Here is a 14,035-nt window from a genome sequence, read left to right on the forward strand (position 1 = left end):
CGTATAACTTCGTATAATGTATGCCATACGAAGTTATTACGAGCGCTGCGGCGGTACGATCTCTGCAGGTGAACTGGGCCTCCCCATTACCCGCTCCGGTCTGCATCTGCCTTGCGGCATTCTTGGACGGTGGGAGGAATCCTGATGCAAGACATCGCCATCCTGTTCGAGGATAACCACTTGCTTGGAATTGTGAAGCCGGTCAATATCCCGACCCAGGCCGATGCAAGCGGCGATGAAGATCTGCTTAACCTGCTCAAGGAGGATCTCCGCCAGAGATATGCCAAGCCTGGCAATGTTTATCTCGGGCTAGTGCACCGGCTTGACCGCCCGGTTGGAGGAGCCATGATCTTTGCCAAAACCTCCAAGGCCGCCTCAAGATTATCGGATGCCGTCCGAACCAGAAAGCTGGAGAAAACCTATTTGGCCGTCGTTCGCGGCAAGCCGGCTCATCCCGAGGGAAGACTGAAGGATATGCTGTTGAAGGATGAACGGACCAATACCGTGAGCATTGTTCCGACTGGAAGAGTGGGTGGCAAAGAAGCCATTCTTGATTTCAGGGTTGTCGGATATGATGCGGAACAGAACCTTAGCTTGGTTCGTGTCAAATTGCTTACAGGCCGCTCTCATCAAATCCGCGTTCAATTAAGCGGAATAGGCTGCCCTTTGTATGGAGATCAGAAGTATGGAGCAGGGCTGAACACTCCTGGGGAGCAACTGGCGCTGTGGTCCGTATATGTCGGCTTTCCCCATCCGGTCAGCAAAACGCCGGTTGACCTGATCTCTCTCCCGCCCAGGGTCTTTCCATGGTCGCTTTGGGAGGAAAGGATCTGCAGGCAAGCAGCTGAGGATAGCGTAGCCGGAGGCAATGAATAGAGATTACTAGCATGCTTTATTGAGATCAGAGGACTAGTTAGGTGGGGCAACGGGGCTGTCCTCAAAGTCCCTGAACATAAAAAAGCCGGATGGAATAGGTGATATTTCCCATCCGGCTTTTTAGTGTTTGCTTCAGGTGGTGCGGGAGGGATGTTGTGCGAGTTTTCGTACAAAACTCCGACATGGAACCATCCACCGAGCGAGGTCGGCTGATATTTCGTACAAAAGCCCGGCAACGCTGTACTTAGTAATCCAATAAAAGAAATCCGCAAACAACAGCGATCGTAAGCATCCTTCACATGCTGCCCCCACAGTCATAATCATCAGCCGGCTTCGAACAAACCCGTGCTCTATTAAAATTTCGACAGCTTGTGTATCGGCCACAATGCCCATCTCAAGAGGGGACGAGACCAATAAGCGAGTACCGTTGTTGCCGTCCAAGAGCTGCGTTTATTCTGGATGTATTGATCGTTGATAATATAAGTCCGAGTTGAGGTTGGACTCTTCAGACCGAGCTTCTCCCATTCCGCTGGGTCGTTCGAGCCCCCGAGCCTTTGAAGCATGTCCGTTGTTTCAACATCAATTCGAGCTGGAATTTGCTCATAGGCTTGGGTGATTTGCGTGTGAAATTCGTCGATAGGACTGCGGCTGGTCAGGCTCTCCAGATGAATACCCTCGCGAAGATATGAAACAAAAGCCAGATGGTCGGCCCAATACTTGTCGATATAAAAAAGCCGAACCCGCTGCTCTGCGGGACTCATCCGCTTCATGCCTTTCAGAATGCGAAGCCGCTCCTCATATAGAATTCGCCGCTGATCCTCAACCATATCGGAATAACTGTTCAGCTCCTGGTGAATATCGAAGTTTTGCCCCATAACAACACGCTGAATATGCGCAACCTTCCTGATAAGCACCGGATCTTCTATGGCCTCCTCCTGCCTAGGAGCATGGGACATTTTATCCATACCGAACCGCAGCAAAAGCTCATCTTCCAGGCTGACATAAAATATGGAGGAACCCGGGTCTCCCTGCCGACCTGAACGTCCGCGAAGCTGATTGTCAATTCGCACGCTTTCGTTCACACAGGTGCCAATCACATATAATCCGCCTAGCTTGGCGACAGCCTTAGCCTGCTCGTCATTCCCTCCTCCAAGTCTGATATCAACGCCGCGGCCCGCCATATTTGTAGACACCGTTACCGCTCCTATTTCCCCTGCTTTGGCAATGATTTCTGCTTCTTCCGCATCATTTTTGGCATTCAGCACATGGCAAGGTACATGGGCAACCGCCAGCGCTGCCGCCAGATTATCCGACTCCTCGACGCTTGACGTACCAATGAGAATGGGGCGTCCTGTCGCATGGACAGACGATATTTCCTGTACCAGCGCCTTCAGCTTGGCTTCTTTGTGCGTAAATATCCGGTGCGGATAGTCAATCCGTCTGTTTGGCAGATTCGGCGGGATTTGCAGCACCTGCAGCGCATAAATATGCTTGAAATCCATTGCAGAAGCGAGTGCGGTTGCCGTCATTCCGCAGATTTTCGGATACAGGCTGATGAAATGTTGAATGGTGATGGTCCCTAGAATTTTCCCGCCAGACTCCCAATGCACTCCTTCCTTGGCCGCAAGTGCGGCCTGCAGCCCGTTCGGTAAATATCGGTTTTCCGCCACACGGCCAGTATACTCTTCGACCAGCTCAATTTTACCGTCCCTAACGATATAATCGATATCTTTTTTCATTAACGTTTCCACATGCAGCGCGCAATTTAATGACGTTAACAAATCAGCATTATGACGATCATACAGATTGTCACAACCCAGCAGTTCCTCTGCTTTTGCGGCTCCTGCCTCAATCAAGTAGACATTTCGCTGAAATTCGTCGAATTCATAATGCTCATCCTGCTGTAGCTGCCGAGCCACCTCAGCAAAAGAAAAATCGTCGTTGCTGGAAAATTCCGAATCACCGGCGATGACCAACGGCACCCGAGCTTCGTCAAGGAGCAGGGAATCCGCTTCATCGACGATGACGTAGTGAAAAGGACGATGTACCATATCGGATGGATGTAAAGCAATCGTGTCGCGCAAATAATCGAACCCTGCTTCTTTTGCCGTCACATAGGTTACATCGGCATCATAAACTTCCCGTTTTTCGGACAAGCTCATACCCGCTTGAATCGATTGAACCGTTAATCCTAGAAAACGATAGATCGGTCCCATCCACGCTGCATCCCGCTTCGCCAAGTAATCGTTAAAAGTCAGCACATGTACGCCTTCGCCGGTCAATGCATTCAGGTAAGCGGGCATAACCGCAGAGAGCGTCTTTCCTTCCCCGGTGTGCTGCTCGATCAAAAACCGCTCGTGCAAAGCGATGGCGGCCATGATCTGGACATCGTAGGGCTGTAATCCGATCGTTCTCTTCGCCGTCTCGCAGACCAGCGCATAGGCATCGATAAGCAGCTCGTCCAAAGGCGTACCCGACCTTGCTTCCCTTTTCAGCCGGAGCGATTCCGCTTGCAGTTGCTTATCATCCCATGCTTCCAGGCTCCGTTTCCTGATGAGCTCCACTTTGTCCCGATAGCTCTTCAGCTTTTGCAGATTATCGCGATCTTTAAGTTCTCGGATCAACTTGACGGCTAAATTCATCGGCATCTATCCCTCCCGCTCCTTATTTCTCTATGGCATATCCGTATAAGAAGTTTTTATCATTATATTCTATCTTCGATCTATCTGTCAGGCTAGCATGAAGAAACGCGATTTCTGCGTAAATTAAAATAACGCGCACCGGCGGAATACCGGTACGCGTTGGCCGCTTAAGCCTATTAAACTTCTCTGATTCAGAGGTATAAAAACCTCACTAATCTATTCCTATACTTTCGTCCCTGAAATCTTGCCCAGCAAATAGACGAGAAGCTGCTGGTTATGTGTCGACAGCCGATCAAGCACACCCTCCAGATAGCTGTCCCTAAGCCGTACGCCGCGCAGGACTTCTTGCTTGCCTTTATCCGTAATCGAGACCCACACGATACGCCGATCTTCCTCATCCCGTTCTCGATGGATGAGTTCGCCGCGCTCCATACGGTCGAGCAGCATCGTCACCGCGGCTGGAGTTATTGACAGGAACGGAATTAATTCAGAAGGCTTCAGGCTCCCTTCCCGTTCCAGATGCTCCAATACCGCAAGCTGGCTCATCGTCAAAGTTGGAGCCAGTTGCCCCTCCATATGCGTCTGATAATCCTTGGTAATTATCCCAAGCAGCTTGCCGAATTCAGCCGTATGCACATTCCGTCACCCCTCAAGAACGAATCCGAATGATCCTCTATATTTGTACTGTCATGCATTCTTCGACGCTTGAGAGGCAAACTCCTGCTTGACCCCAATTGGATTCAAGGTGCTGAAAAGTTGGCTTTTTGAACTCGCACTTAAAGGATCACTTTTCTCCAACCGAATGGATCCTCCAGAACCCCTTTCTGGATTCCTGTAATCGTATCATACAACTTCTTGGAGATTTCGCCGGTATGTCCGCCGCTAATTGTAATTTCTTCGCTGTCCCATTTCATCTTGCCGATCGGCGAGATGACTGCAGCCGTTCCTGTACCGAAGGCTTCCTCAAGGGCTCCCGCACTGGAAGCGGCAAACAGTTCTTCTACCGAAATCTTGCGTTCAGTAACCTGATGTCCCCAGGATTGCAGCAAGCGAATGACCGAATCTCTGGTGATTCCGGCAAGAATACTCCCCGAGAGCTCCGGCGTTACGATTTCGCCGGAAATTTTGAAGAATACATTCATGCTCCCGACTTCTTCAATATATTTCTTCTCTACGCCGTCGAGCCAAAGCACCTGGGAATAGCCTTCCTTCTGGGCAATCTCCTGGGCCTTGATTCCGGAAGCGTAGTTGCCGGCCGTCTTGGCCGTGCCTGTACCCCCGCGTACTGCACGCACATATTGATTTTCCACAAAGATCGAAACCGGATGAATTCCCTCTGGATAGTAGGAGCCGGATGGAGACAAGATTACCATCAGCTTATATTCTCTAGCAGCTCTTACGCCAAGCCCTGGCTCGGTTGCAATAATAAACGGACGGATGTACAAGGAAGACTCCGCCCCATCCGGGATCCAGTCCTGATCCTCCCGAACCAGCGCGATAATTCCATCCAGCAGCAGTTCCTCATCCACTTCAGGAATGCTGATCCGCTCGCTGGATTGATTCAGACGATGCATATTGGCATCGGGCCGGAACAGACAGACATGACTATCCGCTGTTTTGTAGGCCTTCATCCCTTCAAATACCTCCTGGCCATAATGAAACACCATCGCCGAAGGATCCAGCGTAATCGGACCGTAAGGCACGATCATTGGTTCATGCCAGCCCTGATCGGCAGAATAATCCATAACCAGCATGTGGTCTGTAAAATATTTGCCGAAGCCGAGACGGTCTCCATCCGGCTTGGTCTTTGGCTGTTCATTGCGAATTACTTTGATCTCTTTCACTGAAATACGCTCCTTTTAAAAATGCCGTTTATATTTGAATTAACTATACGCTTAGCGCTTGCATTGATCAATACCATAGTATCGATTATAATCATAGAAATTATCTATACTATTTCAGTTAAACTGATGATTCCACGCTGGGGGCAACGTGTGAAGTGTGCTTACGATCGCTGTTGTTCGCGGATTTCTCGGACTGAACTAAGCCATCACAGGGGAGAAATTCACTCTCAAAGGCGAACGCTTTCGCTTCTTCATCACACTTCACACTTATGCCTTTCTACGTAATTCTTTAGTATAACTGAAATAGCAAGAAGGGGAGAAAAAATGGAGCACCGTCTGCTTGACTACTTTCTGGTTCTGGCCGAAGAGCTGCATTTCACAAAGGCGGCCGACCGTCTGGGAATTACCCAGCCGACCCTCAGCCATCAGATCAAGCTTCTCGAGCAAGAACTGGGAACACCGTTGTTCCAGCGCTCCGGCAAGAAAACCTATCTCACTTCCGCCGGAAATATACTGATGGAGCATGCGCAGCAGGTGCATCACGAACTCGCCCAGGCCCGTTTGAAGATCGGCGAGCTGTCGGGCTTGAAGCGCGGCAGGCTGCGAATCGGCTGCTCCGGCAACCATTTGCTGACCGAATCGTTGATCTCGTTCCACCAGCTGTACCCGGATATCGAGCTGACCGTGATGGAGCTGGCGACCGATGAGACCCGTGAGGGGCTGTTGACGAACCGACTCGATCTTGGAGTCGTCTTCCTGCCGCTAGAGGATGAGCAATTGATCAGCCGACCGCTGTTCGATGAGGAACTGGTATGCATCATCTCCAAGCATCACAAGCTGGCCGGCATTCCGCAGATCAGCCTGCCGGAGTTAAGTGATGTACCGCTGATTCTGTTTCAGCAGAAATTTCTTGCCAGGCAAATGCTTGATCAGGCTTGCCGTCAAGCCGGGGTTGCCTTAAGGCCAGTGATCGAGCTGTCCACCATGGATTCACAGATCCGGATGGCAGAGCAAGGGGTTGGCGCAACGATCCTGCCCGCCTCCTATGCGGCAATTACCCGCTCTACTGACCTGGCTATTATCCCTTTGGCTCCCGCTGCTCCCCGGAAAGAGGTCGGGCTTGTCTATAAAAAATCAACCTTCCTAGACCCGGCATTAAATCAATTTATTCTCCATCTGGAGGCGCGTTACCTGCAAGGGAAATAAGCTTCGCAAGCCGCGTTAATGCGCGGCCAGCGAAGCTTATACCTAACTGAGGACGTAAATATCCGCAATATAATCATTTTTAGCGACAGGAACAAGATTCTTGCCCGTCGATTTGCGGTCGGCCAGCGGGGCAGCCTCAGAGCTGAAGCTATGATTCTCGCCTTCCTTCGTCACCGCAGACAACGGCAACGGATCCTTGCAATGGAATCCGCCTGCCAATACGCTGCCATTCGGCTTCACCCGCTTCCCTTCCTTGAATTCGAAGGTTTGCAGGCCTTTACCGCCCCGGCTTTGCAGCGGGTAATCCAGAAGCAGACTACGCTTGCCGTACCCGAGATCGGATAAGACGAGCACTTCCCCTTCATCGCCTTCTACCCACAGACCCGTGATCACTTCATCCTCCGCCTTGAGCGTAATGCCTTTCACACCCGCAGATACGCGTCCCATCGGATTTACCTCGGATTCGGCAAACCGGATAGCCATTCCCAGCTTGGTCAAGAGTAAAATCTCTTGCCGATTATAGCTGAGCGTAACCGAAATCACTTCATCACCTGAAGCTACCTTGCAGGCAGCAACCGCTCCGGTGCGCTTCGTCTCGTACTCCTTCAGTTCTGTCCGCTTCACCTGACCGCGCTTCGTAATGAACACCAGGCTGGCCGCAGCCTCATCGAAGCCGGCAAGCGGAATGACGCTGACAATCCGGTCATCCTTGGCGAGCGGAATTACATTGACGATCGCGGTGCCGTTATCCTTCCATTTGAACTCCGGAATCTGGTGTACCGGAAGCACGAAATATTGACCATGCTGCGTGAAAATCAACAGATTTTGCAGCGTATTCACGTCAATGATCTGCCGGATGTAGTCGCCATCCTTGACTCCAGATCCGCTGCGCTCTGCTCCGGAACGAGTAAAGGACAGCATGCTGGTGCGCTTGATGTACCCGTCGTTCGAAAGGGTGACCAGCACATCCTCCTGAGCCACAAGCACTTCCAGATTTACCTTGAGTTCTTCGACCTCGCCCTGAATTTGAGAACGGCGGTCGATACCGTATTTTTCCCGGATTTCAAGAAGCTCTTTCTTGATCAGTGCGATCAGCTTGCGGTCGCTTTCCAAAATTCCGCGAAGTGTGGCGATCTTCTTCTGAATATCCTCCAGTTCCTTTTGCAACGAGGTAATCTCCAGATTCGTCAGCCGATAGAGCTGCAGGGACAGAATGGAATCCGCTTGACGCTCTGTGAAGCCGAACATCCATTGCAGATTGTTCTGGGCATCCTGCCGGCTCTTCGAAGCCTTGATCGCTGCGATGACCTCATCCAGAATATTCAGCGCCTTCACCAGGCCCTCCAGCACATGGGCGCGATCCTCCAGCTTCTCCAGCTCAAATCGAGTACGGAAGGTAACAACCTCGCGCTGATGCGCAATATAGGCGTCAAGCATCGCTTTAAGTCCCAATTGACGCGGAGCCTTATTCACAATGGCAACCATATTGAAATTGTAGGTCACTTGAAGGTCCGTCTTTTTGAGGAGATAAGCCAAAATCCCCTGGGCATCCGCATCCTTCTTCAATTCCACGACGATTCTCAGGCCGGCACGCCCGCTTTCATCGCGCACCTCGGCAATACCGTCCACTTTTTTCTCCAGACGAATATTCTCCATGGCGGTTACAAGACGAGATTTTACAACCTGATACGGTATTTCAGTAATTACAATTTGTTGTTTACCGCCGCGCAGAGTCTCAATCTCTGTTTTCGAGCGTAAATAAATACGGCCTTTTCCGGACTCGTAGGCCTCGCGGATTCCCTCTTCGCCCATAATAATTCCGCCGGTTGGAAAATCCGGCCCCTTAATATAGGCCCGAATATCGCCCAGCTCCAGCTGCGGATTCTCCATCAGCGCTACGCAAGCATCTATGACCTCGCGCAAATTATGAGGAGGAATCTCCGTAGCAAATCCGGCTGAAATTCCGCTGGCACCGTTCACCAGCAGATTGGGAAATCTGGACGGAAGCACGACCGGCTCCATCGCTGTGTTATCGAAATTATCCTTGAATGGAACCGTCCGCTTCTCGATATCTCTTAGCAGTTCCAGCGCTATAGGGGAAAGACGTGCTTCCGTATACCGCATCGCCGCCGCCGGGTCATCATCCTGCGAGCCCCAGTTGCCGTGTCCGTCCACCAGCACATGTCCCATCTTCCACGGCTGTGCCATCCGCACCATGCCATCATAAATGGAAGAATCGCCATGCGGGTGATAATTCCCCATGACATCCCCGACCGTCTTGGCCGACTTGCGGTATGGCTTGTCCGGCGTGTTGCCCGAATCGTACATCGCATACAGTATCCGGCGCTGGACAGGCTTCAGTCCGTCTCGTACATCGGGAATCGCCCGGTCCTGAATAATATACTTGGAATACCGGCCAAAGCGGTCACCCACAACTTCCTCGAGAAAAGCCGGTAAAAAATTCTCCAATGAGCTCAATTCATTCACCTTCTATTCCTCATACTCCGTAAAGTCCACGTTTTCGACGATCCAGCGCTTGCGCGGATCGACCTTGTCCCCCATTAGTGTGGATACGCGGCGTTCCGCCTTGGCGGCATCTTCAATCTGTACCTGAAGCATTGTCCGGGTCTCCGGATCCATGGTCGTCTCCCACAGTTGCTCCGGATTCATCTCGCCAAGCCCTTTATAGCGCTGAAGCTCAAAGTTCTTGCCGAATTCCTTCAAATAGTTTTGCAGCTGCTCATCGCTCCAGGCATAACGAATCGTCTCCAGCTTTCCGGAACGGCGGGTAATCTTATAGAGCGGCGGTTGAGCAATATACACTCTTCCCGCATCGATCAACGGCTTCATATAACGGTAAAAGAACGTCAGCAGCAGCACCTGGATGTGCGCGCCATCCGTATCCGCATCCGTCATAATGATAATCTTCGAATAGTTGCTGTCCTCGACGGCAAATTCATTGCCGATTCCCGCGCCTATGGCAGCTATGATCGCCCGATACTCATCGTTCTTCATAATATCAGCCAGCTTGGCCTTCTCGGGATTCATCGGCTTGCCCTTCAGCGGCAAAATCGCCTGAATTTTCGAGTCTCTGCCTTGCTTGGCCGATCCGCCCGCCGAGTCCCCTTCCACGATAAACAGCTCAGTCCGTGAAAAATCCTTCGACTGGGCCGGGGTCAGCTTGCCGCCCAGGTTCGAGCTCTCGCTCCGCTTCTTCCCGGTGCGCATCTCGTCTCTGGCCTTTCTGGCCGCCTCTCTTGCACGGGACGCCTGAATCGCTTTCTTGATCAGCGTCTGGGCAACCTGAGGATTCTCCTCCAGGAACAGCGCCATTTTCTCGGATACTACTGCATCCACCGCGCTTCTGGCCGATGCGCTGCCGAGCTGATCCTTGGTCTGTCCCACGAATTCAACCTCCGACATTTTGACGCTGATCACCGCCATCATGCCTTCCCGCAGGTCATTGCCCTCCAGATTTTTGTCCTTCTCCTTGAGAATCGCATATTTCCGGGCATAATCATTCATCACTCGGGTATAGGCCGTCTTAAAGCCTGTCTCATGAGTTCCTCCACCCCGGGTCGGGATCGAGTTCACGAAGGAGACCAGGGTCTCGGTGTAGCCGGCATTGTATTGCAGCGCCACCTCCACCTCGATATCATCCCGCTCCGCATAGAAGTGCACCACTTCATGGAGCACATCCTTGCCGTCATTCAGGAATTCCACGAACTGGCTGGCTCCGCCCTCGTAAAAAAACTCGTCGGAACGGTCGGAACGCTCGTCCTTCAGGCTGACCTTTAAACCTGAATTCAGAAAGGCGATCTCCTGCAAACGTTCCGCGAGTGTATCGTAGTTCAGTCCGATTCCATTCACAAACACACGTTTGTCCGGTTTAAACGTTACCTTGGTTCCGCTCTTGTTCGTATTGCCCAGTACCTCCAGGCCAGTCACTGGCTCGCCGACATGCTCGACGCCAAGGTCGTCCACCCAATATTCGAAGCGCATGCGATGAACTTTACCTTCCCGGTAAATCTCAACCTCCAGCCACTCCGATAACGCATTTGTTACCGAGGCGCCTACGCCGTGCAAGCCGCCGGATTTCTTATAGCCGGAGCCGCCGAACTTCCCTCCGGCATGCAGAATTGTATATACAACCTGTGGCGTTGGGACACCGGTCTTATGCATCCCGGTCGGAATCCCCCGCCCATTATCAATTACCGTAACGGAGCCGTCCTTGTTCAGCGAAATGTCGATCTTGGTACAAAATTTGGCCAGATGCTCGTCGACCGCATTGTCTACAATCTCCCATACCAGATGATGAAGTCCCGACGAGCTCGTACTGCCGATATACATACCAGGTCGTTTGCGAACTGCGACAAGCCCTTCGAGCACCTGAATGTCGTCCGCGTCGTATCCCGAAGTTCCGGTTCCGGACGCAGGTCCGTTCGTCCCTTCGAACAAATCGATTTGTTCGGCCATTCATGCTCCCCCTTTTACTTCAATATGTAATCTAAACACACAAAAATGCAAACAGATGTTTTGTTATTCCTTGTCCATTTTAATTCAAGATATCCTGTTTAGTAAAGACAAGGAATGAAACAACCAGCGAACAGGCAGCCCAGATCCCCAGCACCAGCAAGGAAAATCCGAGACTCATGCCTTCAATAGGGACCGGAGTCCCAGCTAAATAATCCGTTAGACCCAGATTGACCATAAACAGATATTTTGCACTCGTCCAGGCTGAGGCCATGTTGGTCAAAATGTTGCCCGCGATCAGCGAGGACATCATGATAATAATGCTTGCGGCCGTGCTTCTTACCAGCACCGAGACCATCAGCGCGAGAATCGCCACAACTACTCCTACGTACCAGATCAGACCCGCCTGCATGAACAGGTATGTCCATTGCGGCACTGCATGGACTGAGGATAGATCGACACTTGCTCCATCCAACCGGAAGCCTGTGAAGACGGGAAGCTGAAATCCCTTGTAGCCAAAAAACATGCCCGAGATCAGATAGCATATCACAAATACAGCCAGCACTGTCAATGACACGAACATCAGCAATGTGATCAGCTTGCTTAGCAGGATCTTCCATCTGCGCACCGGGCGCGTCAGGAGCATCTTTATCGTTCCGGTCGTGCGTTCCGCGGACACGATATCGGATCCCAATCCCATAATCAATAATGGAATAAACAAGGTTGCGGCGTTATCCAAGAACTCGCGTGTGAAGGTAACTCCTCCCGGCGCGGCAGGATTCACGTCATGCTCCAGATAATACTTCATCTGTTGAATATAGACTTGGCGATACTTCTTCCATTCTTCGGGGACCCGGTCACTGCCCAGCGAATTCTGATTGTCTGTGATCGCCTGCTGAACCTCTCTGCGCCAGTCGGTGCCATACTTCTCCCGCTTGCTCTCCGCCTGCTTCATTTGCGCATAAGAGAATACCGGCACCAACACGAGCAGCACGAGCAGGACAACATAGAAACGCTTCTTCCTGATCATCTTCTCAGTTTCATTCCGAACAAGCCCGATAATTTGATTATTCAATGCTCTCACGCTCCGTCATCTCCAGGAACAGCTGCTCAAGAGTGGGATTAATCTTGTGGGCCCCCTGAATTTGAATTCCAGCCTTCACAAGCTGGGGGATGAGCTCCTGGATCTCCTCTTGCCTCATTGCTGTCAGAATGGAGCCTTCCATGCTTCCGGTTAACAGCGCATCATCCAGCACCTCCCCCGGATGCTCGATCAGCTGGCAGCCAAGAGCGCGAAGCGCCTCTTCCCCCCGTACTCGGGGAAATAACTGCCAGGCGACATAGCTGCTGCTATTCTGGATCAGGTCGGCCACCGGCCCGGAGGCCAGCACCTTCCCCCGGCTGATGATCGCAACTCTGTCGCACATTAATTGAATTTCGCTAAGCAGATGACTGGAGACTACGACAGCCATTCCCTGATCCGCCAGGCTTCGGATAAACTGTCTGAGCTCCTTGATCCCTTTCGGGTCCAGACCATTCGTCGGCTCATCGAGAATCAGCAGTTTGGGAGCCCCAAGCAATGCCTGGGCAATGCCAAGCCGCTGGCGCATTCCGAGCGAGTAAGTCTTGACCTTGTCATGAATGCGCGCATCCAACCCGACCAAGGCAATTACTTCTTTCAGCCGTTCCTTGGAGATCCCCGGCTGCATCCGGGCAAATTGCTCCAGATTCTCATAGCCGGTCAGATAGCTGTAGACCTCTGGATTCTCCACAATGGAGCCAACATAGGACAGTGCAAGCTCGGGATTGCGATGAACCTGATGTCCGCAAATGCTCACACTTCCTTCTGTCGGACGAATCAAGTCCACCAGCATCCGGATCGTAGTCGTCTTCCCTGCACCATTCGGACCGAGAAATCCGAAGATCTCGCCTTCTCGTACAGTGAAGGAGACATTCTCCACAATCGTCTTTTTGCCGATCACCTTCTTCAGCCTATCTACCTGAAGAACCACCTCAGGCAGTTTTGCCGCTCGATCCGCATGGCTTTCAAGCTTCATTTGCGCTCCTCCCCCGACACTGTAGTGACAGCAAGTGCCTGAACAATCCGCTCGGCAATCGCCTGGTATCCCTCGCGGTTCGGATGAAAATGATCCTCAGCCAGGTAGCGTCCCGAGTTGAAAGTAAATAAATCGGAAGTAGAAATCGCCAATCCTTGTCCCGTGGAGTCCATCACTGTCGCGGCAAACCGATTCCACTCCTGAACAATCCGGTTCCCCTGCTCCCTTACCTCCTCCAAGTCAGAGAAAGGGTTGTATAGCATGACATATACGAGCTGTGCTTCCGAATTAATCCCGCGGATGGCTTCAACAATCTTCGCAAATCGCTCTTCAGCCTGCTTCAGCTTAACTGAAAGCTGCTCCTCATCCGGCAACTCGGTCATTTGATCCGCTCCAGCGAACAGATCATTCGCTCCGATGGATAGGATGATTACACCAGCTTGACGGAGAGCATATTGCACACCGTCCTCGTCCAGCATCGGCAACAATCCGGAGGTCGTCAGCCCGTTAATTCCAAGGTTATTAACAAGCTTGGAATTGATACCTTGCTCTTGAAGCAGCTCGGAGGTTGCTCTGGCGAACCCGCTTCCTGTATCGTCTCCGGTTCCCTTCGCTAGAGAATCCCCGACGGCCGTCACATCCATATTGCCAGGATGAATTTGCTGGTCCTTGGACGCTGCATTCTCTATCCCTGCAGAGCTGGTATTTGGCGGCGCCGGAAAGATGACGTCGGATACAGCGTATACGAATCCGCAGATCAGCATCAGCGTGGCTGCTGCTGATGCTGCCCCCGTAATTTTCCAGACTCTGTTTCCTTTCCCCATTCCCTGCCCTCCTAACGTTGCACTTCTAACTAATCTCTCCCATTCATGCATTAAACATAAAACATCTTGTCCATGAATTGCAAACGGAGCGGCAATAAGAAAGGGCAGTGCCG

Annotated in this window: 10 protein-coding genes; 2 read left to right on the forward strand and 8 right to left on the reverse strand. The window is 51.7% G+C overall.

Translation table 11 applies throughout. From position 1 onward, the window contains the following. Window positions 1–144: 144 nt before the first annotated feature. Entirely contained in the window at window positions 145–876 is a 732-nt protein-coding gene (locus TX85_RS09300) for an RluA family pseudouridine synthase (protein WP_044478831.1), read from the forward strand. A 353-nt stretch (window positions 877–1,229) separates the two neighbouring features. On the opposite strand, the gene TX85_RS09305 is transcribed toward TX85_RS09300, so the two are convergent. The 3 genes from TX85_RS09305 to TX85_RS09315 all read right to left on the reverse strand — a co-directional run bounded on the left by TX85_RS09305 (window position 1,230) and on the right by TX85_RS09315 (window position 5,368). Next, complete coding sequence (locus TX85_RS09305) at window positions 1,230–3,518, reverse strand: preprotein translocase subunit SecA (protein WP_044479942.1); 2,289 nt, start codon at window positions 3,516–3,518, stop codon at window positions 1,230–1,232. 222 nt (window positions 3,519–3,740) lie between these two features. Then, the gene (locus TX85_RS09310; protein ID WP_044478832.1) at window positions 3,741–4,154 is read right to left on the reverse strand and encodes a MarR family winged helix-turn-helix transcriptional regulator; all 414 of its coding nucleotides are present in this window, start codon (window positions 4,152–4,154) and stop codon (window positions 3,741–3,743) included. A 140-nt stretch (window positions 4,155–4,294) separates the two neighbouring features. Then, on the reverse strand, window positions 4,295–5,368 hold the full coding sequence (locus tag TX85_RS09315) for a branched-chain amino acid aminotransferase (protein ID WP_044478833.1): 1,074 nt from the start codon (window positions 5,366–5,368) through the stop codon (window positions 4,295–4,297). Window positions 5,369–5,686: 318 nt separating this feature from the next. Here TX85_RS09315 and TX85_RS09320 point away from each other — a divergent pair, with 318 nt between their 5' ends. Further along, on the forward strand, window positions 5,687–6,568 hold the full coding sequence (locus TX85_RS09320) for a LysR family transcriptional regulator (RefSeq protein WP_044478834.1): 882 nt from the start codon (window positions 5,687–5,689) through the stop codon (window positions 6,566–6,568). A gap of 42 nt (window positions 6,569–6,610) precedes the next feature. On the opposite strand, the gene gyrA is transcribed toward TX85_RS09320, so the two are convergent. From gyrA to TX85_RS09345, 5 genes are all read right to left on the reverse strand, one after another. After that, window positions 6,611–9,046 (reverse strand): DNA gyrase subunit A, encoded by a 2,436-nt coding sequence (gene gyrA, locus TX85_RS09325; protein WP_044479943.1) that lies wholly within the window; start codon window positions 9,044–9,046, stop codon window positions 6,611–6,613. Between the two features lie 12 nt (window positions 9,047–9,058). Beyond that, window positions 9,059–11,044, reverse strand: a complete 1,986-nt coding sequence (gene parE, locus TX85_RS09330) for a DNA topoisomerase IV subunit B (RefSeq protein ID WP_044478836.1) — start codon at window positions 11,042–11,044, stop codon at window positions 9,059–9,061. Window positions 11,045–11,123: 79 nt separating this feature from the next. Further along, on the reverse strand, window positions 11,124–12,125 hold the full coding sequence (locus TX85_RS09335) for an ABC transporter permease (RefSeq protein ID WP_071784177.1): 1,002 nt from the start codon (window positions 12,123–12,125) through the stop codon (window positions 11,124–11,126). Continuing rightward, on the reverse strand, window positions 12,109–13,098 hold the full coding sequence (locus TX85_RS09340) for an ABC transporter ATP-binding protein (protein ID WP_044478838.1): 990 nt from the start codon (window positions 13,096–13,098) through the stop codon (window positions 12,109–12,111). Before TX85_RS09340 ends, TX85_RS09335 begins: the two co-directional genes overlap by 17 nt. Beyond that, window positions 13,095–13,922, reverse strand: coding sequence for a GDSL-type esterase/lipase family protein (locus TX85_RS09345; RefSeq protein ID WP_044478839.1), 828 nt, complete (start codon window positions 13,920–13,922; stop codon window positions 13,095–13,097). The genes TX85_RS09340 and TX85_RS09345 overlap by 4 nt, the downstream gene beginning before the upstream one ends. Window positions 13,923–14,035: the final 113 nt, after the last annotated feature.

This window comes from Paenibacillus antibioticophila (assembly GCF_000455265.1).
GTDB classification, from domain to species: domain Bacteria; phylum Bacillota; class Bacilli; order Paenibacillales; family Paenibacillaceae; genus Fontibacillus; species Fontibacillus antibioticophila.

Coding starts and splice junctions, on each gene's coding strand:
- TX85_RS09320 (WP_044478834.1), top strand. CDS start 5,687: ATGGAGCACCGTCTGCTTGACTACTTTCTGGTTCTGGCCGAAGAGCTG.
- TX85_RS09340 (WP_044478838.1), bottom strand. CDS start 13,098: ATGAAGCTTGAAAGCCATGCGGATCGAGCGGCAAAACTGCCTGAGGTG.
- TX85_RS09300 (WP_044478831.1), top strand. CDS start 145: ATGCAAGACATCGCCATCCTGTTCGAGGATAACCACTTGCTTGGAATT.
- TX85_RS09305 (WP_044479942.1), bottom strand. CDS start 3,518: ATGAATTTAGCCGTCAAGTTGATCCGAGAACTTAAAGATCGCGATAAT.
- TX85_RS09345 (WP_044478839.1), bottom strand. CDS start 13,922: ATGGGGAAAGGAAACAGAGTCTGGAAAATTACGGGGGCAGCATCAGCA.
- parE (WP_044478836.1), bottom strand. CDS start 11,044: ATGGCCGAACAAATCGATTTGTTCGAAGGGACGAACGGACCTGCGTCC.